Source organism: Pseudomonas sp. S2_B10, from assembly GCF_054668425.1.
On record NZ_CP162768.1, the window covers coordinates 2,632,335 to 2,653,660 of the forward strand.

19 protein-coding genes and 1 other RNA gene are annotated in these 21,326 nt (G+C 62.0%); 7 read left to right on the plus strand and 13 right to left on the minus strand.

What is annotated here, in order from left to right; genetic code table 11:
- Position 1 precedes the first annotated feature (1 nt).
- Together argA and argE are read right to left on the minus strand one after the other, a co-directional pair.
- Positions 2–1,303, minus strand: coding sequence for an amino-acid N-acetyltransferase (gene argA / locus AB4O45_RS11840; RefSeq protein ID WP_016772647.1), 1,302 nt, complete (start codon positions 1,301–1,303; stop codon positions 2–4).
- Between the two features lie 262 nt (positions 1,304–1,565).
- Positions 1,566–2,720, minus strand: coding sequence for an acetylornithine deacetylase (gene argE / locus AB4O45_RS11845; protein WP_252877080.1), 1,155 nt, complete (start codon positions 2,718–2,720; stop codon positions 1,566–1,568).
- A gap of 156 nt (positions 2,721–2,876) precedes the next feature.
- Between argE and AB4O45_RS11850 the strand changes: the two genes are divergently transcribed.
- Complete coding sequence (locus AB4O45_RS11850; protein ID WP_041476882.1) at positions 2,877–4,247, plus strand: CYTH domain-containing protein; 1,371 nt, start codon at positions 2,877–2,879, stop codon at positions 4,245–4,247.
- Between the two features lie 181 nt (positions 4,248–4,428).
- On the opposite strand, the gene AB4O45_RS11855 is transcribed toward AB4O45_RS11850, so the two are convergent.
- Positions 4,429–4,893 (minus strand): Lrp/AsnC family transcriptional regulator, encoded by a 465-nt coding sequence (locus tag AB4O45_RS11855; protein WP_460161424.1) that lies wholly within the window; start codon positions 4,891–4,893, stop codon positions 4,429–4,431.
- Between the two features lie 126 nt (positions 4,894–5,019).
- Between AB4O45_RS11855 and AB4O45_RS11860 the strand changes: the two genes are divergently transcribed.
- The 3 genes from AB4O45_RS11860 (at position 5,020) to AB4O45_RS11870 (ending at position 7,621) form a co-directional block, all read left to right on the plus strand.
- On the plus strand, positions 5,020–5,358 hold the full coding sequence (locus AB4O45_RS11860; protein ID WP_305381723.1) for a hypothetical protein: 339 nt from the start codon (positions 5,020–5,022) through the stop codon (positions 5,356–5,358).
- A gap of 92 nt (positions 5,359–5,450) precedes the next feature.
- Positions 5,451–7,235: a GspE/PulE family protein gene (locus AB4O45_RS11865; protein ID WP_122506176.1), complete on the plus strand. Its 1,785-nt coding sequence runs from the start codon at positions 5,451–5,453 to the stop codon at positions 7,233–7,235.
- A gap of 65 nt (positions 7,236–7,300) precedes the next feature.
- Positions 7,301–7,621: a DUF2388 domain-containing protein gene (locus AB4O45_RS11870; protein WP_172667868.1), complete on the plus strand. Its 321-nt coding sequence runs from the start codon at positions 7,301–7,303 to the stop codon at positions 7,619–7,621.
- A 139-nt stretch (positions 7,622–7,760) separates the two neighbouring features.
- Here the strand turns inward: AB4O45_RS11870 and gcvP are convergent, their stop codons facing one another.
- The 10 genes from gcvP to AB4O45_RS11920 form a co-directional block, all read right to left on the minus strand.
- On the minus strand, positions 7,761–10,634 hold the full coding sequence (gene gcvP, locus AB4O45_RS11875; RefSeq protein ID WP_460161425.1) for an aminomethyl-transferring glycine dehydrogenase: 2,874 nt from the start codon (positions 10,632–10,634) through the stop codon (positions 7,761–7,763).
- A gap of 236 nt (positions 10,635–10,870) precedes the next feature.
- The gene (gene gcvH / locus AB4O45_RS11880) at positions 10,871–11,254 is read right to left on the minus strand and encodes a glycine cleavage system protein GcvH (protein ID WP_095181284.1); all 384 of its coding nucleotides are present in this window, start codon (positions 11,252–11,254) and stop codon (positions 10,871–10,873) included.
- A gap of 47 nt (positions 11,255–11,301) precedes the next feature.
- Entirely contained in the window at positions 11,302–12,384 is a 1,083-nt protein-coding gene (gene gcvT, locus AB4O45_RS11885; RefSeq protein WP_095181283.1) for a glycine cleavage system aminomethyltransferase GcvT, read from the minus strand.
- 155 nt (positions 12,385–12,539) lie between these two features.
- Positions 12,540–14,156 carry an ABC transporter permease gene (locus AB4O45_RS11890; RefSeq protein ID WP_460161426.1) on the minus strand — a complete coding sequence of 539 codons (1,617 nt, stop codon included), beginning with the start codon at positions 14,154–14,156 and terminating at the stop codon, positions 12,540–12,542.
- 245 nt (positions 14,157–14,401) lie between these two features.
- Entirely contained in the window at positions 14,402–15,406 is a 1,005-nt protein-coding gene (locus tag AB4O45_RS11895; RefSeq protein WP_406227822.1) for an extracellular solute-binding protein, read from the minus strand.
- A 220-nt stretch (positions 15,407–15,626) separates the two neighbouring features.
- A complete protein-coding gene (locus tag AB4O45_RS11900; protein WP_460161504.1) occupies positions 15,627–16,844 on the minus strand; it encodes a 2-octaprenyl-3-methyl-6-methoxy-1,4-benzoquinol hydroxylase in 1,218 nt (405 codons plus the stop codon).
- Positions 16,845–16,853: 9 nt separating this feature from the next.
- Positions 16,854–17,339 (minus strand): DUF4442 domain-containing protein, encoded by a 486-nt coding sequence (locus tag AB4O45_RS11905; RefSeq protein WP_041476891.1) that lies wholly within the window; start codon positions 17,337–17,339, stop codon positions 16,854–16,856.
- Positions 17,332–18,519: a 2-octaprenyl-6-methoxyphenyl hydroxylase gene (ubiH, locus tag AB4O45_RS11910; RefSeq protein WP_150637069.1), complete on the minus strand. Its 1,188-nt coding sequence runs from the start codon at positions 18,517–18,519 to the stop codon at positions 17,332–17,334. The genes AB4O45_RS11905 and ubiH overlap by 8 nt, the downstream gene beginning before the upstream one ends.
- Positions 18,516–19,850, minus strand: coding sequence for a Xaa-Pro aminopeptidase (gene pepP, locus AB4O45_RS11915; RefSeq protein ID WP_460161427.1), 1,335 nt, complete (start codon positions 19,848–19,850; stop codon positions 18,516–18,518). The genes ubiH and pepP overlap by 4 nt, the downstream gene beginning before the upstream one ends.
- Before the next feature lie 27 nt (positions 19,851–19,877).
- Positions 19,878–20,438, minus strand: coding sequence for a YecA/YgfB family protein (locus AB4O45_RS11920; protein ID WP_041476897.1), 561 nt, complete (start codon positions 20,436–20,438; stop codon positions 19,878–19,880).
- A gap of 125 nt (positions 20,439–20,563) precedes the next feature.
- On the opposite strand from AB4O45_RS11920, the gene AB4O45_RS11925 reads away from it, so the two are divergent.
- The 3 genes from AB4O45_RS11925 to ssrS all read left to right on the plus strand — a co-directional run bounded on the left by AB4O45_RS11925 (position 20,564) and on the right by ssrS (position 21,296).
- Complete coding sequence (locus AB4O45_RS11925; protein ID WP_007911197.1) at positions 20,564–20,773, plus strand: TIGR02449 family protein; 210 nt, start codon at positions 20,564–20,566, stop codon at positions 20,771–20,773.
- The gene (locus AB4O45_RS11930; protein ID WP_016772632.1) at positions 20,770–21,087 is read left to right on the plus strand and encodes a cell division protein ZapA; all 318 of its coding nucleotides are present in this window, start codon (positions 20,770–20,772) and stop codon (positions 21,085–21,087) included. Before AB4O45_RS11925 ends, AB4O45_RS11930 begins: the two co-directional genes overlap by 4 nt.
- A 30-nt stretch (positions 21,088–21,117) precedes the next feature.
- A non-coding RNA gene (gene ssrS / locus AB4O45_RS11935) (6S RNA) lies at positions 21,118–21,296 on the plus strand.
- Positions 21,297–21,326 lie beyond the last annotated feature (30 nt).

Sequence of the window (21,326 nt, forward strand, 5' to 3'; positions counted from 1 at the left end):
TTCAGAGGGTCTTTTCGAAGATCTTCGAATTACGCTGATAGTTGTACAGCGACGCCCGTGCCGCTGGCAGGCGTTCGACGCTGCTTGGCTCGAAACCGCGCTCGCGGAACCAGTGCGCGGTGCGCGTGGTGAGTACGAACAGGGTTTTCAAACCCTGTGCCCGCGCGCGGGTTTCGATGCGTTCGAGCAACTCGTCGCCGCGTCCGCCGTGGCGGTATTCCGGATTCACCGCCAGACACGCCAGTTCACCGGCATCGGAATCGGCAATCTGATACAGCGCCGCACAGGCGATGATCATGCCTTCGCGCTCGACCACGCTGAACTGCTCGATCTCGCGCTCCAGCACTTCCCGCGAGCGGCGCACCAGAATGCCTTGCTCTTCCAGCGGACTGATCAGGTCGAGCAAACCGCCGACGTCTTCAATCGCCGCTTCGCGCACCAGTTCGAACTGCTCCTGCGCCACCAGCGTACCGCCACCGTCACGGGTGAACAGTTCGGTTAGCAATGCGCCGTCTTCGGCGTAACTGACGATATGACTGCGCGCCACACCGCCACGGCAGGCTTCGGCGGCGGCATCGAGCAACTCCGCTTGATAGTTGCTCATGCCGAGGCGCTGCAAATGGGCCGGCACTTGCTGCGGGCGCAGTTCGCGTACCAGCTTGCCGTTCTCGTCGATCAGGCCGAGCTCGGCGCCGAACAACAGCAGCTTGTCCGCGCCCAGATCGATGGCGGCGCGAGTGGCGACGTCTTCGCAGGCAAGGTTGAAGATTTCGCCGGTCGGCGAGTAGCCCAGCGGCGACAGCAATACGATCGAGCGCTCATCGAGCAGGCGATTGATGCCTTTGCGGTCGACCCGACGCACTTCGCCGGTGTGGTGATAGTCGACACCTTCCAGCACACCAATCGGCCGCGCGGTAACGAGGTTGCCGCTGGCCACGCGCAGGCGCGAGCCCTGCATCGGCGACGAGGCCATGTCCATCGACAGCCGCGCTTCGATGGCGATGCGCAACTGGCCGACCGCATCGATCACACACTCAAGCGTCGCGGCATCGGTGATGCGCATGCCGTGGTGGTAATGCGGGGTCAGGCCACGGGCGGCGAGGCGGGTTTCGATCTGCGGGCGCGAGCCGTGCACCAGCACCAGACGCACGCCCAGACTGTGCAGCAAGACCAGGTCGTGGACGATGTTGCCGAAATTCGGATGCTCGACGCCGTCGCCGGGCAGCATGACGACGAAGGTGCAATCGCGGTGGGCATTGATGTAGGGAGACGCGTGGCGAAGCCAATTGACGTATTCGGGCATGAACCTGGGCCTGTAATAAAGAGCAGCCGAAAAAAGGGGCGAAACGAAAAACGCACAGCGGGCTGATGGTTATCGTCGGAACAGGCTTGGCGACACGCGCGCTCTCCTCATGAATACGGGTTGGGGTACAGGCAATTTACCGGGTTGATGCAAGACATTTAACCCTGTGGGAGCGAGCCTGCTCGCGAAAACGGTGGATCAGGTTCATCAATGGCGACTGACGGAACGCTTTCGCGAGCAGGCTCGCTCCCACACAGGGCCGTCATCGTTCGTCTGTCGTCAGGCAGTAATGTTCAATCAACTGCCGAATCAGATGCACGGTAGGCTGCAAACGTGACATTTCAAGGTACTCGCCGGGTTGATGCGCGCAGGCAATGTCGCCGGGGCCGAGGACGATGGTTTCGCAGCCGAGGCGCTGAAGATAAGGCGCTTCGGTGCCGAACGCTACTGCTTCGGCGCGATGGCCGGTGAGCTTTTCGGCGATGCGCACCAGTTCGGCATCCTCGGACTGTTCGAACGGCGGCACTTCCGGGAACAGCGGTTTGTAATCGATTTTCACCTTATGCCGCTCGGCCACCGGGTTGAGCTTGCGCAGGATTTCCGCGCGCAGCAGGCTCGGGTCCATGCCCGGCAGCGGCCGCAGGTCGAATTCCAGCGAGCACTGGCCGCAGATGCGATTGGGATTGTCGCCGCCATGAATGCAGCCGAAGTTCATCGTCGGTTGCGGCACGCTGAACTGCGGGTTGCTGAATTCACGCTGCCACAACAGACGCAGACCGCGCAGTTCGCCGATGGCATCGTGCATCGCTTCAAGGGCGCTGTGGCCCAGGCGCGGATCCGAGGAGTGGCCGCTCTGCCCGAGGATGTCGATGCGCTCCATCATGATGCCTTTGTGCATGCGAATCGGCTTGAGCCCGGTCGGCTCGCCGATCACCGCCGCGCGGCCCAGCGGCTGCCCGGCCTCGGCCAGTGCGCGGGCGCCGGACATCGAGCTTTCTTCGTCGCAGGTGGCGAGGATCAGCAGCGGTTGCTTGAACGGCTGATCGAGCAGCGGCCGCACGGCTTCGATGATCAGCGCGAAGAAGCCCTTCATGTCACAACTGCCCAGCCCGACCCAGCGACCGTCGACTTCGGTGAGCTTCAGCGGGTCGGTCTGCCACAACGCGTCGTCATAAGGTACGGTGTCGCTGTGCCCGGCCAGCACCAGGCCGCCGGGGCCGCTGCCGATACTGGCAAGCAGATTGAATTTGCCGGGGCTGACCTGCTGGATATCGCAGCTGAAACCCAGGTCACCGAGCCAGCACGCCAGCAGATCGATGACGGCGCGGTTGGACTGGTCCAGGTTCGGTTGGGTGCAGCTGACCGATGGCGCGGCAATCAGCGCGGCGAACTGGTCTTGCATGGACGGCAATGGCATCACTGACTCCAGGTCCCGGATTGAGGCCCACTATAGAATCATCCGGCGCGCGGAATAAACCGCCGCAGGGCGTAGGAAGTTTGACTCCTGTACACTGCACGGCCTTGGCAGCCACACATTCCCCCGGCTGCGCTCCCGATTCTGGATGTTCCGGCCATGCAAAAAGAAACTGAAATCAAACTCCGCGTCAGCCGCGAAACCCTCGCTGCCCTGCGCGAGCACCCGCTGCTGAAGAAACGCAACAAAAGTGGCTGGGAACGCCGTGAGTTGATGAACCAGTACTTCGACACCCCCGAGCGCGACCTCGCCCAGGCCAAGGTCGCCCTGCGCCTGCGCAAGGACGGTGACGAAGTGATTCAAACTCTCAAGACCCGTGGCCAGAGCGTCGCCGGTCTGTCCGAGCGTAACGAGTACGACTGGAAACTGCCGAAAGCCAAGCTCGACGTGAAGAAACTCGACGGCGAATGCTGGCCAGAGTCGCTCGCCGAGCTGGACAAGAAAACCCTCAAGCCGATCTTCACCACCGATTTCGTCCGCGAGCGCGCCGAAATCGCCTGGGGCCGTGGCAAGACCAAAGTGGTTATCGAGGCCGCGCTGGATCTCGGCCACGTAGTGGTCGGCAAACAGAAAGAAGAAATCTGCGAACTGGAACTGGAACTGCGCGAAGGCGAGCCTGCCGCGTTGCTGGAACTGGCTGCCGAACTGGCCGAAACCCTGGCGCTGATGCCATGCGATATCAGCAAGGCCGAGCGCGGTTATCGCCTGCACGACGCCAACAGCTACTCGCTGAGCCTGCCAGCGCCGCAGCTGACCACCGAAACCCGTCTCGACGACGCCTTCGCCGCGCTGAGCTGGCATCTGCTCGGCAGCAGCCAGCGTCTGGCCGAACAATATCGCTTCAACGGCCACTGGCGTCTGCTGCAGGACTGGGTCGAGAACCTCGCGGAAATGCGCGCCCTGCTCAGCAGCCTCGGCCAGGCTGCGCCGCGTCAGTCGACCCACGATTTGCGCGTGGCCCTCGATGCCTTGCTGGAAGACTGGCGTCCACTGGTACAGGTCGGCATCGAAGACGAAGACGTGCGCAAGGCCGCGCCGGAGCAGTTCCTCGAAGAACTGGAAGACCCGCGCTGGGGCCAGTTCTCGCTGAACGCTTCACGCTGGCTGCTGGCCCGCACCTGGACCGCCGACCGCAACACTCGCGGTAATCGTCAGGGTGACGCGCAACTGCACAGCTGGCTGCCGCGTCTGCTCGGCGAAGAAGCCACTGCTCTGCAGCTGCAACGCTATCAGCAGCAGCCGGAAGATCTCGCTGAACAACTGCCGCGTATCGAACGCATTCAGGTCTGGTTGCACCATGCGCGCAACGTGCTGGACATCCCGGAAATGGATCGCCTGTACGGTGAGCTGAACAAACTGGCGCAACTGGCCAACGAGCCGACCATCACCGACGAACTGCTCGATGCACGCAAGCATCAGGCGATTGCGGTGTACCAGAATCGCGCCTGGAAAATCCTCCTGCGCAGCTAAACACCTTCCCACCTGATCGTTCCCACGCTCTGCGTGGGAACGCCTCAATGGACGCTCTGCGTCCGCTTTGGGACGCAGAGCGTCCCGGGCTGCATTCCCACGCGGAGCGTGGGAACGATCAAGCGGGGTCTGCTGCGCAGCCCAGCGGGGATAAATCCCCTCGCCACAAAGGCCATCCGCACTAGACCGGCAGGCTGGTGGTGGACTTGATCTCCGACAATGCCACGATCGAATTCACTTCCTGTATCCCCGGCACCAGCGACAGCTTCTCGAAGAAGAACCGCTCGTATGCCTCAATGTCTGCCGCGACTATGCGCAACATGAAGTCCACTGCGCCCATCAGCACATAACACTCCAGCACTTCCGGAAAGCCGCGAATCGCCTCGGTGAATTCGGTGAAGTTCGAACGCCCATGAGCGTTGAGTTTGATCTCGGCAAAAATCTGCGTGTTCAGGCCGATCTTCTTGCGATCCAGCAAGGTCACTTGGCCGCGAATGATGCCCTCCTCCTTCATCCGCTGAATCCGCCGCCAGCACGGCGATTGCGACAAGCCGGCCTGCTCGGCGATCTGCGCGCTCGACAGCGAAGCGTCTTCCTGCAGCAAGGCGAGGATCTTGCGGTCGTAGGCGTCCAGCTCGCTGTGCATAAAAAATCCTCAAAGATCATCTTTCACGAATCAACTCTTTCGATAAATCCGTTCAGACGCCGATCATAGCCAAGAAATACCCCGCACCGAATGTAAAAATTTCTCCAGTGATTTTGGAGACTCGCCATGCCGCACCTTGAAGCCGTGAACAGCGCCCCCACCCGCGCCGATGTCTGGAACGTCAACAACGCCCACTGCCTGGCGCAGTACCGGATCCTCGCCGAGGCCGAGCCGGATCTGCTGGTGCGGGTGCTGAATCTGTTCGCTTTGCAGTTTCTGACGCCGGAGCAGGTCAACGTCCAGCGCCAGGACGATCTGCTGTCGATCGATCTGCTCATGAGCGGCCTGAGCTGGCATCGCGCGCAAGTGATCGCGGAAAAACTGCGCAACCTGATCAGCGTCTGCACAGTGGACCTGCACAACGCCGACGCCGCGTGGCAGGCGCCCGCACAGGCGGCCGGCTGACAAATCCGGCAACGGCTTCGTCGGGTAGTGGCCCAACGGTCAGCAGAGCCACGACTATCCTTTTGCGCATGACGCTTAAAAAGGAAAGCCGCATGTCCGTTCAATTTGTCACTCAGGACCGCTGGCTGGACCTCAACGATGTATTACGGGAACTGGTCGCCCAAGGCTTCATCTGCCAGGACGCGGCGGAACAGGCGCTCAATGCCCGCCGTCGCCATGCTGCTCACGGGCAGATGCATCCGCTGGAATTCATCGCCAGCCAGCAACTCGACGACCTCAGCCGTCCGGGCAAACATCTGGATCTGGAAAGCCTGACCCTGTGGCTGGCGCAACAGGCCGGTCAGCCGTATTTGCGCATTGATCCGCTGAAAATCAATGTCGCGGCGATCACGCCGCTGATGTCCTATGCCTTCGCCCAGCGCCACAAGATTCTCGCCGTCGCCGTGGACCGCGATTCGGTCACCGTGGCCAGCGCTCAGCCCTACGTCAGCGGTTGGGAAGCCGACCTGACCCACGTATTGAAGCTGCCGATCAAACGCGTTGTGGCCAACCCGGTCGACATCCAGCGCTTCAGCGTCGAATTTTTCCGGCTGGCCAAATCGGTCAGCGGCGCCAGCAATGCCGACGCCCAGAGCGGCAACCTCGGCAATTTCGAACAACTGCTCAACCTCGGCGCCAGCGACCAGGAGCCGGACGCCAACGACGCGCACATCGTCAATATCGTCGACTGGCTGTTCCAGTACGCCTTCCAGCAGCGCGCCAGCGATATCCACATCGAACCGCGCCGCGAGCACGGCACCGTGCGCTTTCGCATCGACGGCGTGCTGCACAACGTCTATCAGTTCCCGCCGCAGGTGACCATGGCGATCGTCAGCCGCCTGAAAAGCCTCGGTCGCATGAACGTCGCGGAAAAGCGCAAACCCCAGGATGGCCGGGTCAAGACCAAGACCCCGGACGGCGGCGAAGTGGAATTGCGTCTGTCGACCTTGCCGACGGCGTTCGGCGAAAAAATGGTCATGCGGATTTTCGACCCGGAAGTGCTGCTGAAGAATTTCGACCAGTTGGGTTTCAGCGCCGACGACCTGCGGCGCTGGCAGGACATGACCCGCCAGCCCAACGGCATCATTCTGGTCACCGGGCCGACCGGTTCGGGCAAGACCACCACCCTGTACACCACGCTGAAAAAACTGGCGACGCCGGAGGTCAACCTCTGCACCATCGAGGACCCGATCGAAATGGTCGAGCCGGCCTTCAACCAGATGCAGGTGCAGCACAACATTGAGCTGACTTTCGCCGCCGGGGTGCGCGCACTGATGCGGCAGGACCCGGACATCATCATGATCGGCGAGATCCGCGATCTGGAAACTGCGGAAATGGCGATTCAGGCCGCACTCACCGGCCACTTGGTCTTGTCCACCCTGCACACCAACGATGCACCAAGCGCCATCAGCCGTTTGCTCGAACTCGGTGTGCCGCATTACCTGATCAAAGCCACCGTGCTCGGCGTTATGGCTCAGCGTCTGGTGCGCACGTTATGCCCGCACTGCAAGGCGCCACTGACGCTCGAGGATGAAGACTGGCAAACCCTGACCCGGCCCTGGCAAGCGCCGCTGCCGAGCAATGCGCAGCGAGCGATCGGTTGCCTGGAATGCCGCGACACCGGCTATCGCGGGCGCGCCGGGGTCTACGAAATCATGCAACTGAGCGACAGCCTCAAAGCGTTGATCACCCCGGACACCGACCTCACCGCGATCAGGCGTCAGGCATTCAAGGAAGGCATGCGCAGCCTGCGCCTGTCCGGCGCGCAGAAAGTCGCGGCGGGGCTGACCACGGTGGAAGAAGTGCTGCGGGTGACGCCGCAAAGTGAGTTGAAATAATTCAGCACGGAACTGGATCGGGGGATCGGCTATCCAACGCCGTAGTCAATCCCAGGAGTCACCTCATCATGCGTCTCAAACTTGCTGTCGCCACCTTGGCCCTGCTGTCGCTTCCCGTTGGTTCGGCCATGGCGGACAGCTTTTGGCGTAACGTCATCTCCTCCGGTGCCACCACCGGCTCGACCTACCTGACGTTCAAGGATCACAAGCTGATCGTCGCCGCCCAGGACGACGCCGGCAGCTTCGTCGCCAGCGACGGCGGCATCCGTGGCCCGTACCTGGAAGCAGCCATGCAGAAAGTCCGCGCCGACAACCCGGGCCTGCAGGCTTCGGACATGGAACTGGCGAACGCGATTCTGGCGAAGAACGCCGTGGCTTCCGAGTAAGCCTCGCACCCTCAAAAATGCCGCTCGATCGAGCGGCTTTTTTTTGCGCCAGAATCAAAAGATCGCAGCCTTCGGCAGCTCCTACCTTTGGAATGCATTCCTACTGTAGGAGCTGCCGAAGGCTGCGATCTTTTGATCTTCAGCGGTAATCATCCACCGGCACGCAGGCGCAATACAGATTTCGATCGCCGTAGACGTTATCCACCCGATTCACCGCCGGCCAATATTTGTGCAATCGGGTGTGCGCATTCGGGGTAATGCCCTGTTCGATGCTGTAGGGCCGTTCCCAGATCCCAGTGACATCGGCCAGCGTATGCGGCGCGCGTTTGAGCGGGTTGTCTTCGCCCGGCCAGTTGCCCTTCTGCACTTCATTGATCTCTGCGCGAATGCTCAGCATCGCCGCGATGAAGCGGTCGAGTTCTGCCTTGGATTCGCTCTCGGTCGGCTCGACCATCAACGTACCGGGCACCGGGAAGGACATGGTCGGCGCGTGGAAGCCGTAATCCATCAGCCGCTTGGCAACGTCTTCCTCGCTGATGCCGGTCTGAGCCTTCAGTGGGCGCAAATCAAGAATGCATTCATGCGCCACCCGGCCGTTGCGCCCGGCGTAAAGCACCGGGAATGCCCCGGATAGATGCTGCGCCAGATAATTTGCCGCCAGAATCGCCACCTCGCTGGCGTCCGCCAGTTGCGGGCCCATCATGGCGATGTACATCCAACTGATCGGCAAAATGCTCGCACTGCCCCACGGTGCTGCGCTGACTGCGCCGTTTTGTGCCAGCGGTCCGTCAATCGGCACCACCGGATGGTTGGCGACGAACGGCGCCAGATGCGCACGGACGCCGATCGGCCCCATGCCCGGCCCGCCGCCGCCATGGGGAATGCAGAAGGTCTTGTGCAGGTTCATGTGCGACACGTCGGCGCCAATGTCCGCCGGTCGGGCGAGACCAACCTGGGCATTGAGATTGGCGCCATCCATGTACACCTGGCCGCCGTGCTGGTGGATCACTGCGCAAATTTCGCTGATGCCCTCCTCGTAAACGCCATGGGTCGACGGATAGGTCGCCATCAGGCACGACAACTTGTTCCCGGCCTCTGCGGCTTTCAGCTTCAAGTCTTCCAGATCGACGTTGCCCGCCTCATCGCATTCGACAATCACCACACGCATTCCGGCCATCTGCGCCGAGGCCGGGTTGGTGCCATGGGCCGACGACGGAATCAGGCAGATATCCCGCGCGCCCTCCCCCCGGCTCTCGTGATATTTACGGATCGCCAAAAGCCCGGCGTATTCGCCCTGGGCGCCGGAATTGGGCTGCATGCAGATAGCATCGAAACCGGTAATCGCGCAGAGCCAACCCTCAAGTTCTTCGATCATCAGTGTGTAACCGACAGCCTGCTCCCTCGGCACGAACGGATGCAGATTGGCGAACTGCGGCCAGGTGATCGGGATCATTTCGCTGGTGGCGTTGAGCTTCATCGTGCAGGAACCGAGCGGAATCATCGACTGATTGAGCGCCAGATCCTTGTTTTCCAGTTGTTTGAGGTAACGCAGCATCTCGGTTTCGCTGTGGTGAGCGTTGAACACCGGATGTTGCAGGTACGGCGTGCTGCGCTGGAGTTCGTCGGGAATTCCCGAGGCGATGTCCTGCGCATCAAGCGCATCAACGCTCAGGCCGTGATCGGCGCCGAGCAGCACATCGAACAGCTTCGCCACGGTGTGTTCATCACAGGTCTCGTCCAGACTCAGACCGACGCGGCCGCGACCAAGAATGCGCAGGTTGATCTGCGCCGCCTGAGCGCTTTCGATGATCGCCGTTTGCGCACCGCCGACCTCCAGGGTCAGGGTGTCGAAGAACTGCTCGTTGAGCCGTTTGATACCGTTGCGCTTGAGTCCCGCGGCGAGGAGGCAGGTCAGGCGATGCACGCGCTGGGCGATACGCTTCAAGCCCTCGGGGCCGTGATACACCGCATAACAGCTGGCGATATTGGCCAGCAGCACCTGCGCGGTGCAGATGTTCGAATTGGCTTTCTCGCGGCGGATGTGTTGCTCGCGGGTTTGCAGGGCCATGCGCAGCGCGACGTTGCCGCGAGCATCTTTCGATACACCGATGATCCGCCCCGGAATCGCTCGTTTGTACTCCTCGCGGCTGGCGAAAAACGCCGCGTGCGGGCCGCCATAACCCATCGGCACACCGAAACGCTGGGACGAACCGAACACCACATCGGCACCCAACTCACCCGGCGGCGTCAGCACCAGCAGGCTGAGCAAATCGGTAGCGACGCAGGCCAGGGCCTGTTGTGCGTGCAGGTGGTTGATCAAGGGTTTGAGATCGCGGATTTCGCCGTGGGTGTCGGGGTATTGCAGCAGCGCGCCGAACACCTCGTGCTGCGCCAGGTTATCCACCGCGTCGACGACCAGCTCGAAGCCGAAACCTTCGGCGCGGGTCTGCACCACGGAGAGGGTTTGCGGATGGCAGTTTTCATCCACAAAAAACAGATTGCTCTTCGACTTCGCCACGCGCCTGGCCAACGCCATGGCTTCGGCCGCTGCGGTGGCCTCATCGAGCAGCGAGGCGTTGGCCAGTTCCAGGCCGGTGAGGTCGATGGTCAGCTGCTGAAAATTCAGCAGGGCTTCGAGCCGGCCCTGGGCGATCTCTGGTTGATATGGGGTGTACGCGGTGTACCAGCCGGGATTTTCCAGCACGTTACGCAGAATGACGGTCGGCGTGACGGTGCCGTGATAGCCCATGCCGATCAGGCTGGTGAACAGCTGATTCTGCTCGGCATAACCGCGCAGTTTCGCCAGCGCAGCCTGTTCGTCGAGTGCCGGCGGCAGATCCAGTGCGCGATTGAAGCGAATCCCCGGCGGCACGGTCTGCTCGATCAGCTCGGCACGACTGCCCAGGCCCAGGCTGTCGAGCATCGCCTGCTGCTCGGCGGCATCCGGGCCAAGGTGGCGGCGCAGAAAGGCTTCGGGATCGCGTAACTGGCTCAGGGACGGCGACTGGGACATGACGGGCTCTCCTGGCTGGCGCTTGGCGTCAATCGACACGGTCAAACCAGCATAGCAGGCGAATTTTCAAGATCACGCCGCCCCTGTGGGAGCGAGCCTGCTCGCGAAAGCGGTGTTTCAGAAACCTTGGCATTGACTGATATGGCGCTTTCGCGAGCAGGCTCGCTCCCACAAAGGGATATTCGTCGCCCATAAAAAAGCCCCGACGAATCGGGGCTTTGGGTGTTGCCGGCAACTTACTCGCCGATTGCAGCCTTGTACCCAGCAGCATCCAGCAGCTTGTCCAGCTCGGCCTTGTCGCTTGGCTGGAGCTTGAAGATCCACGCGCCGTACGGGTCATTATTCAGCTCTTCTGGCGAGTCGGTCAGCGCCTCGTTGATCGCGATGACTTCACCGCTGACCGGGGCGTAGATGTCGGAGGCGGCTTTCACCGACTCGACCACGCCGGATTGATCACCGGCGGCGAACACCTTGCCGACTTCGGTCAACTCGACGAACACCACGTCGCCCAGCGCTTCCTGCGCGTGATCGCTGATGCCCACGGTGACGGTGCCGTCGGTTTCCAGACGCGCCCATTCATGACTTTCGGCAAAACGCAGTTCGGCAGGGATATCGCTCATCTTCGGTTCCTCGGAAATTGGTCAGCGGTCATACCCGCCAGAAAAGGTTAGATCAAGGTTTTGCCATGGCGCACGAAGGTCGGTTTGACCACTCGCACCGGATACCACTTGCCACGGATTTCCACTTCGGCGCGGTCGGCAGTCGCCATCGGTACACGCGCCAGGGCAATCGATTTGCTCAGCGTAGGAGAGAAACTACCACTGGTGATCTCCCCTTCGCCAACATCGGCGATGCGAACCACTTGGTGAGCGCGCAAAACCCCGCGCTCTTCCAGCACCAGACCGACCAGTTTGTGCGCCACGCCGGCGGTTTTTTCCGCCTCCAGCGCCGCGCGGCCGATGAACTGCCGCGAGGCCGGCTCCCAGGCGATGCTCCAGGCCATGTTCGAGGCCAGCGGTGAAACGTCCTGATGAATGTCCTGACCGTACAGGTTCATTCCGGCCTCGACACGCAAGGTGTCGCGAGCGCCAAGGCCGATCGGCGAAATACCGGCACCGACCAGGTCGTTGAAGAAACCCGGCGCCTGATTGGCCGGCAGGCAGATTTCCAGGCCATCCTCGCCGGTGTAACCGGTACGCGCGATGAACCAGTCGCCGTCGATGGCGCCTTCGAAAGGTTTGAGTTGCTGGATCAGCGTGGCGCGGGACTGGGTCACCAGTTCGGCAATCTTGTGCCGGGCCTGCGGGCCTTGGATGGCAAGCATCGCCAGCTCGGCGCGCTCGTGCAGTTGCACGTCGTAGGCGCCGAGCTGGGCGTTCATCCAGGCCAGATCCTGATCGCGGGTCGAGGCGTTGAACACCAGCCGGTACGCGTCGTCGAGGCGATAGACGATCATGTCGTCGACGATGCCGCCGCGCTCATTGAGCATGGTGCTGTACAACGCCCGGCCGGGGCGGTGCAGACGTTCGACGTCGTTGGCCAGCAGATGCTGGAGCCAGGCCTTGGCCTGGGCGCCGGTGACATCGATCACGGTCATATGGGAAACATCGAACACCCCGCAATCGCGGCGCACTTCGTGGTGCTCCTCGACCTGCGAGCCGTAATGCAGTGGCATGTCCCAACCGCCAAAATCGACCATCTTCGCGCCGAGCGCGAGGTGCAGGTCATACAGAGGCGTACGCTGTCCCATGGGTTTCTCCTTCCGGGCGTGGCGAGGGTGCGGACCGCCGCTATACGGCTGAAAGCCTTGATGGATAAGGCTTGCAGCCGATTCCAGCGCACGGGTCTGTCAGACGAACCGCACCGAATGCCGCGCATTGTAGCCGCATGATGTAGGACTGACGACTAAGTGTTTCGATGCGCCGAACGTCGAATCAATCCGATCACCGGCAACAGCCCGACCAGCACCAGGGTCAATGCTGGCAACGAGGCGCGCGCCCATTCGCCTTCACTGGTCATTTCAAAGATGCGCACCGCCAGCGTGTCCCAGCCAAACGGGCGCATCAGCAGGGTCGCGGGCATTTCCTTGAGCACATCGACGAACACCAGCAACGCGGCGCTCAACGTGCCGGGCAGCAAGAGCGGCAGATACACTTTGAAAAACAGTCGCGGCCCACTGACACCCAGGCTACGTGCCGCTTCAGGCAAAGATGGCCGTATACGCGCCAGACTGCTTTCCAGCGGCCCGTAAGCGACAGCGATAAAGCGCACCAGATACGCCATCAGCAAAGCTGCGAGGCTGCCGAGCAGCAACGGTCTGCCCGCACCGCCGAGCCATGACGAAAGCGGAATCACCAGCTCACGATCCAGATAACTGAAGGCAAGCATGATCGACACCGCCAGCACCGAACCGGGCAACGCGTAGCCGAGATTGGCCAGGCCGACCCCGGAGCTGATGGCTGGGGTCGGTGCCAGGCGCCGGGCAAACGCCAGCAACAGCGCAACGCTGACGGTGATCAGCGCCGCCATCGCGCCCAGATAGAGCGTGTGCAGAATCAGCCCGGCGTAACGCTCATCCAGATCGAAGCGTCCACGCTGCCAGAACCAGACGATCAGTTGCAGCACCGGGATGACGAAGGCGCAGGCGAACACCAATCCACACCAGCCCGTCGCCGCGAAGGCCTTGATTCCCCGCAGGTGATACAGCGCTTTCACCCGTGGCCGCTCGTTGCTGGCCCGATTCGCCCCGCGTGCCCGGCGCTCGCCGTACAGCACCAGCATCACCACCAGCAGCAACAGACTGGCCAGTTGCGCAGCGCTGGGCAGGCTGAAAAAGCCGTACCAGGTTTTGTAGATGGCCGTGGTGAAGGTATCGAAGTTGAACACCGACACCGCGCCAAAATCGGCCAGGGTTTCCATCAGCGCCAGCGCCACGCCCGCGCCAATCGCCGGACGCGCCATCGGCAGCGCAACCCGCCAGAACGCCTGCCACGGCGACTGGCCCAGCACCCGCGCCGCTTCCATCAAACCTTTGCCCTGAGCCAGAAACGCGGTGCGCGCCAGCAGATAAACGTAGGGATAAAACACCAGCACCAGCACCACGATCACCCCGCCGGTGGACCGTACCCGAGGCAGGCGCAGGCCGCTGCCGAACCATTCGCGCAACAGGGACTGCACGGGGCCGGCGAAATCGAGCAGGCCGACGAAAACGAACGCCAGTACATACGCTGGAATGGCGAAGGGCAGCATCAGCGCCCAGTCGAGCCAGCGCCGACCGGGGAATTCACAGAGGCTGGTCAGCCATGCGAGGCTGACACCCAGCAGAATCACGCCGACACCGACGCCGAGGATCAGCTTCAGGGTATTGCCGAGCAGACGCGGCATCTGGGTTTGCCACAGGTGCGACCAGATCTGCTGATCGATGGTCTGCCACGACAGCAGCAACACGCTCAGCGGCAACAACACCAGAGCGGCGATGGCGAAGACGATGGGGTACCAGCGGCGTTGGGCGGGGTGGGCCACTTTTGGGTCTCTGGAGGGATTGGGGTGTTCTTGGATTGCGTATTTCAGGTTGGGATTGCTGCCCTCACCCTAGCCCTCTCCCGGAGGGAGAGGGAACTGACCGAGGTGCTCATGCAAACTACATCGACCTGAGATATTGAGTCGAACTCAAGTTTCGAAAGCAACACAAGTTGGCTCCCTCTCCCTCCGGGAGAGGGCTGGGGTGAGGGAGCGATCTTGAAAGATCAACAGTTACACGAAACGCCTCAGTTCCACCCCGCCCGATCCATCATCCGGATCGCCTCGGCCTGACGTTTGCCCGCCACTTCTACCGGCAAGGTATCAGCAATGAACTTGCCCCACGCCGCCACTTCTTCCGATGGCGCCACCGCCGGGTTGGCCGGGAATTCCTGATTCACATCAGCAAAAATCTTCTGCGCCTCAGGCGTGGTCATCCATTCGACCAGAGCCTTGGCCGCTTCCGGGTGCGGTGCATGTTTGGTCAGGCCGATGCCTGACAGATTCACATGCACGCCGCGATCAGCCTGATTCGGCCAGAACAGCTTCACCGGCAATTCAGGCTTCTGCTTGTGCAGGCGACCGTAGTAGTAGGTGTTGACGATGCCAACGTCACACTGCCCGGCGTTGATCGCTTCCAGCACTGCAACGTCATCGGAGAACACGTCAGTGGACAGGTTGTTGACCCAGCCCTTGAGGATTTTCTCGGTCTTCTCGGCGCCGTGGACTTCGATCATGGTCGCAGTCAACGACTGGTTGTAGACCTTCTTCGCCGTGCGCAGGCACAGGCGGCCTTCCCAGTTCTTGTCGGCCAGCGCTTCGTAGGTGGTCAGTTCGCCCGGCTTCACCCGCTCGGTGGAATAGGCGATGGTCCGTGCGCGCAGGCTCAGGCCGGTCCAGGCGTGGGTGGACGAGCGATATTGCTGAGGAATATTGGCGTCGATGGTTTTCGAGGTGAATGGCTGGAGGATGCCCATCTGCTCGGCCTGCCACAGGTTGCCGGCATCGACGGTAAGCAGCAGATCGGCGGTGGCGGTTTCGCCTTCGGCCTTGATGCGCTGCATCAGCGGCGCTTCCTTGTCGGTGATGAACTTGATCTTCACCCCGGTCTTGGCGGTGTAGGCATCGAATACCGGTTTGATCAGCTCATCGATGCGCGACGAGTACACCACCACCTCATCGGCGGCCTGGGCAGTGGTGCTGCCGATCAGGGTCAAGGCCAGTGCGGTCAGAAGACGCTTGGGTGCCAACATGGGAGTGGTCTCACGGTCGGGAAAGGTGGGCCAAATGATAAGGACTCACATTTACCACCACAATCGAACACTGGGGGAAGGCGTTACCAGATGTTGCACGGCTCAAAACTGCGGTAAGTGGGCGGACGCTTTCGCGAGCAGGCTCGCTCCCACATTGGAATGCATCTCAACAGTGGGAGCGAGCCTGCTCGCGAAGGGGCCATCAGCCTCAATGAGGCGCTCAGGGCTTTGCCAGAGCGGGAAGATCACCGATCAACCCCAGCGCCTCGCGCACAAACAACGCCTTGGCCTCGGGCATCTGCTCGACCAGTTTCAATCCGGCATTGCGCAACCAGCGCAGCGGCAGGGGGTCGGCCTGGAACAACCGCTCGAAGCCTTCCATCGCTGCCATCAGCGCCAGATTGTGCGGCATGCGCCGACGCTCGTAGCGGCTCAGCACCTTCACGTCCGCCAGTCGCTCACCGCGCTGATGCGCTTGCAGGAGCACTTCCGCCAGCACGGCGGCATCGAGGAATCCAAGGTTCACACCCTGCCCCGCCAAGGGGTGAATGGTGTGCGCCGCATCACCGATCAAGGCCAGGCCCTCAGCGACGTAGCGCTTGGCATGGCGCTGACGCAGCGGCACGCACAGACGCGGATCGGCGCTGATCACTTCACCGAGGCGCCCTTCGAACGCTCGCTCCAGCTCAGCGCAAAACGCAGTCTCCTCGAGCGCCATCAAGCGCTCGGCTTCAGCCGGTGTGGTCGACCAGACGATCGAGCACCAGTCCTGCTGACCATCACGCTCCAGCGGCAAAAACGCCAATGGCCCGTGATCGGTAAAGCGCTGCCAGGCGGTTTTGCGGTGCGGCTGGCTGCAGCGCACGCTGGTGACGATGGCGTGATGCAGATAATCCCACTCGCGAGTCGCCACGCCGGTCAGACGGCGCACAGCAGAATTGGCGCCATCGGCCGCGATCACCAGCGGCGCGCGCAAGGTGCGGCCGTCGGCCAGCGTCAGCAGCCAGTCATCGCCGGAGCGACGCATCTGCTCCAGCCGCGCATTGGCCAACATGCCGAGGTCGCAATCATGCAAACGCTCGAGCAGCGCATCCTGGACCACGCGGTTTTCGACGATGTGGCCGAGCACATCGGCATGCACGCTGCTCGCCGAGAAATGAATCTGCCCGGTGCCGCTGCCGTCCCACACGTGCATGTCGGTGTACGGGCTGCTGCGCCGCTGGGCGATGCCGTCCCAGACACCGAGGCGCTCGAGAATACGCTGGCTCGCCGCCGACAATGCACTGACGCGCGGTTCGAACGCCGCTTCGGCAGCGAAGGGTTTGACACTCAGCGGGCTACCGTCGAGCAACAGCACTTCCAGCCCACTGTCCTGTAACGCCAGCGCCAGGGCGCTGCCGACCATTCCGGCTCCGACAATCAGCACATCTGCGCGCATTTCCATGCTTTAGGCCTGTCTCGCTTGCGGCTTGAGCCGCACGTAAAGGGTTTTACCGACCCGCGCCACAAGGTTGCCAGCGCCGTCATGAATGTCGACCTGCAACTGTGGCAGGTATTTCTCGCCGTTGGCGGTCTGCCGGCGGATCTCGTCGAGCAGGGTCTGGTCGATGTTGAACCGGGCGAACACCGGGCCTTTGCCCGGCGCAATGAAATCGATGTCGGCGGCCTTGTCCCAGACGATGTACTTCGGACCGAGGTTTTCCATGAGCATCAACATGAAGAACGGGTCGACCATCGAATACAGACTGCCGCCAAACTGGGTGCCGACATAGTTGCGGTTGTACCAGCCCAACCCCATGGACACCTGCACATCGCGAAAGTCATCGCTGATGTGGCGCACCCGCACACCCGCGCCGAGATATGGCGGGTAGCAGGTCATTACCCAGCGCATCAATCGTGCCTTGCCGAATGTGTTGCTCAGCCACTCAAGCATCCGGACGGGTTCCCAGGCCCATCGCCTGCCGGGCGAACCAGCGCTTGGCCGGTGGCAGCAGGTCGAGGCCGAGCAGGCCGAGGTTGCGCCCCAGCGACACCAGCGGCTGGGTGCTGCCGAACAGGCGCGTGACCTGATCGGAGAAGCCCACCGTCAGGTCCTGATCGAGGCGCTGCCGTTCGCGATAGGCCTGCAACGTGGCGAAGTCGCCCAGCGGCTTGTCGCTGGCCAGCAGCGCGGCAGCCAAGGCGTCGGCGTCACGCAGCGACAGGTTGAAGCCCTGGCCGGCAATCGGGTGCAGGCTGTGTGCGGCGTTGCCGAGCACGGCCAGATGCGAGCGCACCTGTTCTTCAGCTTCGATCAGCGACAGCGGATACAGATGCCGTGCGCCGACCTGTTTCAAAGTGCCGAGGCGGTAACCGAATACGCCTTGCAGCTCGCTGAGAAAATCACGCTCGCTCAACTCGGTCAGACGCTGCGCGTCCATGCCCAGCCGCGTCCACACCAGGGCGCAGCGATTGTCCGGCAGCGGCAGCAGGGCCATCGGCCCCTCATCGGTAAAGCGCTCGAAGGCCATGCCGTTGTGCGCTTCGCTCGGGGTGATGTTGGCAATCAGCGCGCTCTGGTTGTAAGGGCGCTTGCGCACGTTGATGCCCAACTGTTCGCGCAACCCGGAGCGGCCGCCATCGGCGAGCACTGCGAGATCGCATTCCAGCGTGGTTTCATCGTTGAGGGTCAGGCGATAGCCATCGGCCAACGGCTCCATGCGCGTGACTTCCGCCGGGCAGCGCCACGTGATCACGTCTTTGTCGAGGTGCTGCCACAGGCACTGGCCGAGCCAGGCGTTTTCCACCACGTAACCGAGCGCAGGAACCCCCTCTTCCATCGCGGACAAACGCGCGGTGGAGAAACGGCCACGGTCGGAGACATGAATCTGTTTGATCGGCTCGGCGCGGCGGGAGATTTCCTGCCACACGCCCAAGCGCTGATAAATCTGCCGCGAGCCGAACGACAACGCCGAGGAGCGAGCGTCGTAGCTCGGCTGCCAGTTGTCGCCGGGGGCGAACGGTTCGATCAGGACGATTTTCCAGCCCTGCGCCTTGGCCCCGGCCTGCAACGCCAACGCCAGACTGGCGCCGACCAGACCGCCACCGATGATTGCCAGATTGACTCGACTCATGCTGCGTGTGTCCTTGCTTGTGCCATCAGCGCTTCGATCTCGTCGACGGTTTTCGGCACGCCGCTGGTGAGGATTTCACAACCGGATCGGGTCACGACCACGTCATCCTCGATGCGCACGCCAATGCCACGCCATTTCTTCGCCACGTTCTGATTGTCTGCCGCGATGTAGATGCCAGGCTCCACGGTCAGCGCCATGCCGACCTCCAGCACACGCCATTCGCCGCCGACCTTGTACTCGCCAACGTCATGCACATCCATGCCCAGCCAGTGGCCGGCGCGGTGCATATAAAAAGCCTTGTAGGCTTCGCTGGCGATCAACTCGTCAACCTCGCCCTGCAACAAGCCAAGCTTGACCAGACCTGCGGTGATCACCCGCACCGTGGCTTCGTGCGCCTGGTTCCAGTGCTTGTTGGGGGCAATCTCGGCGAATGCCGCTTCCTGCGAAGCCAGCACCAACTCGTAGATCGCCTTCTGCTCCGGCGAGAACCTGCCATTGACCGGCCAGGTGCGGGTGATGTCGCTGGCGTAGCAGTCGATCTCGCAACCGGCGTCTATCAACACCAGATCGCCGTCCTTGAGCAACGCGTCATTCTGCTGGTAATGCAGGATGCAGCTGTTGCGCCCGGCGGCGACGATCGAACCGTAGGCCGGCATCTTCGCCCCGCCCTTGCGGAATTCGTAATCCAGTTCGGCTTCCAGGCTGTATTCATGCAGTCCCGGACGACTGGCCTGCATCGCGCGGATATGCGCTTGCGCCGAAATCCGCGCGGCTTCGCGCATCACCTTCACTTCTGCCGCCGATTTATACAGGCGCATGTCGTGCAGCAGATGATCCAGGGCAACGAATTCATTCGGCGGCTGCGCACCGAGGTGCGCCTTGGAGCGGATCACGTTGATCCAGTCCATCAGGTGTCGATCGAATTCGGGATTGCTGCCCATCGCCGAATACACCCGGTCGCGGCCTTCGATCAGGCCGGGGAGAATGTCGTCGATGTCAGTAATCGGAAAGGCGTCGTCGGCGCCGTACTCGCGGATCGCGCCTTCCTGCCCGGCGCGCAGGCCATCCCACAATTCGCGTTCGGCGTTGCGTTCACGGCAGAACAGGATGTACTCGCCGTGCTCGCGGCCGGGCATCAGGACGATGACGGCCTGTGGCTCGGGAAAACCGCTGAGGTACTGGAAGTCGCTGTCCTGACGATAGACATGCTCGACGTCGCGGTTGCGGATGGCCACCGCGGCGGCGGGCAGGATCGCGATGCTGTTGGGCTCCATCTGCGCCATCAGGGCCTTGCGGCGACGGCTGTATTCCGCTTTGGGGATATGGGTCATGGGCAGATGGCTTTCCCTGGCACGCGATTAATGCAGCGAAGGTTTGGCCGCTGGCGGCACATCGGACTTCTTGGTTTCCGAGAACAGCAGCAGAGGCGCGACGCGCAGGTATTCCATGACTTCCATGTAGTCGGATTCGCCGTCTTCGGATTCCTCCAGCGCGTCCTGCACCTGGGAAATGGCGGCCAGATCCTGCAGCACTTCGGTGGCTTCGGTGCTGAGCATGCTGCTGTCGCGGCAGTTCAGGCCGAAACCGCTGAGGAAGCCCTGGCACCATTCGCCCAGTGCAGCAGCGCGGTCGGCCAGCGGCGCATCGTCGGTCGGCAGCAGCAGCACGACAGTGACGTCGTCGCCGGTCAGCTCGCCTTTGACCATCTCCTGCAGGCCGATCAGAGCGTTGCGGACGTTGTCCTGGATGTCGCCTTCGAGCAGTTCGGCGGCGTCGATCAGCCAGCCTTCGTGATCGAAGCCGGCCCCGGCGCAACTGCGCCCGAGCAGCACGCCGTGCAGTTCGGCAGGCGAGACGTTGTGGCCGCTGGCAGTCAGCAGGGTGGCAAAGGCTTGGTACGGGGAATTCGCAATGGTCATGGGCAGCTAGGCGCCAGACGGCGCTATGTCTAGAATGAAGGCCTTGTATCCTACATCGACAGCCCCGCCAAGACCATTAAAGGCTGTCCGCCAGTCACCACCCATCAGACGAACACGTGGACCCAATGGAAGACACCGACCTGCAAGCGCTGATGGCCAGACTCGAACTGCTGATTGGCCGAGTCGAGCAACTTAAGAGTCAAAACGCACTCTTACTAGCTCAGGAAAAAACCTGGCGCGAGGAACGCGCTCACCTCATTGAAAAAAACGAAATCGCCCGGCGTAAGGTCGAATCGATGATTTCGCGCCTCAAGGCCCTGGAGCAAGACTCATGAGTTCAAGCAATAGCGTTACCGTGCAGATCCTCGACAAAGAGTATTCGATCATCTGCCCGCCGGAAGAACGCAGCAATCTGGTCAGTGCCGCGCGCTACCTGGACGGCAAGATGCGCGAGATCCGCAGCAGCGGCAAAGTCATCGGTGCCGACCGCATTGCCGTGATGGCCGCGCTGAACATCACCCACGACCTGTTGCACAAAGAAGAGCGCCCGGACATCCAGGCCAGCGGTTCGACCCGCGAACAGGTGCGCGACTTGCTCGATCGTGTCGATCTGGTCCTGGCCGACGATCAGAACACCGCCAAGGGCTGATTCGCCTGGCAGCTTGAGGTATACTCGCGGCACTCCCTGGGGTGCTTGCCAGTTGACGATGTCCCGGAGCCGATTCGCACTACCCTGGAAGTTGCACGTTGGGCTGGTGTGCATGTCCGCTAGACGGAAAGCCTTAAAGTCTACTGCTTCTTCCACCTTGAACTTTCGGGTTCAAGGGCTGAGTTGACAGCGGTTCATCCGGGGAGCCTGATTCGAAATCCGATGTCGGTGTATGCCGA

Bases quoted from the DNA above. Each gene is read 5' to 3' on its own strand.
- argA (WP_016772647.1), bottom strand. From the start codon at position 1,303: ATGCCCGAATACGTCAATTGGCTTCGCCACGCGTCTCCCTACATCAAT.
- argE (WP_252877080.1), bottom strand. From the start codon at position 2,720: ATGCCATTGCCGTCCATGCAAGACCAGTTCGCCGCGCTGATTGCCGCG.
- AB4O45_RS11850 (WP_041476882.1), top strand. From the start codon at position 2,877: ATGCAAAAAGAAACTGAAATCAAACTCCGCGTCAGCCGCGAAACCCTC.
- AB4O45_RS11855 (WP_460161424.1), bottom strand. From the start codon at position 4,893: ATGCACAGCGAGCTGGACGCCTACGACCGCAAGATCCTCGCCTTGCTG.
- AB4O45_RS11860 (WP_305381723.1), top strand. From the start codon at position 5,020: ATGCCGCACCTTGAAGCCGTGAACAGCGCCCCCACCCGCGCCGATGTC.
- AB4O45_RS11865 (WP_122506176.1), top strand. From the start codon at position 5,451: ATGTCCGTTCAATTTGTCACTCAGGACCGCTGGCTGGACCTCAACGAT.
- gcvP (WP_460161425.1), bottom strand. From the start codon at position 10,634: ATGTCCCAGTCGCCGTCCCTGAGCCAGTTACGCGATCCCGAAGCCTTT.
- gcvH (WP_095181284.1), bottom strand. From the start codon at position 11,254: ATGAGCGATATCCCTGCCGAACTGCGTTTTGCCGAAAGTCATGAATGG.
- gcvT (WP_095181283.1), bottom strand. From the start codon at position 12,384: ATGGGACAGCGTACGCCTCTGTATGACCTGCACCTCGCGCTCGGCGCG.
- AB4O45_RS11895 (WP_406227822.1), bottom strand. From the start codon at position 15,406: ATGTTGGCACCCAAGCGTCTTCTGACCGCACTGGCCTTGACCCTGATC.
- AB4O45_RS11900 (WP_460161504.1), bottom strand. From the start codon at position 16,844: ATGCGCGCAGATGTGCTGATTGTCGGAGCCGGAATGGTCGGCAGCGCC.
- AB4O45_RS11905 (WP_041476891.1), bottom strand. From the start codon at position 17,339: ATGCTTGAGTGGCTGAGCAACACATTCGGCAAGGCACGATTGATGCGC.
- ubiH (WP_150637069.1), bottom strand. From the start codon at position 18,519: ATGAGTCGAGTCAATCTGGCAATCATCGGTGGCGGTCTGGTCGGCGCC.
- pepP (WP_460161427.1), bottom strand. From the start codon at position 19,850: ATGACCCATATCCCCAAAGCGGAATACAGCCGTCGCCGCAAGGCCCTG.
- AB4O45_RS11920 (WP_041476897.1), bottom strand. From the start codon at position 20,438: ATGACCATTGCGAATTCCCCGTACCAAGCCTTTGCCACCCTGCTGACT.
- AB4O45_RS11925 (WP_007911197.1), top strand. From the start codon at position 20,564: ATGGAAGACACCGACCTGCAAGCGCTGATGGCCAGACTCGAACTGCTG.
- AB4O45_RS11930 (WP_016772632.1), top strand. From the start codon at position 20,770: ATGAGTTCAAGCAATAGCGTTACCGTGCAGATCCTCGACAAAGAGTAT.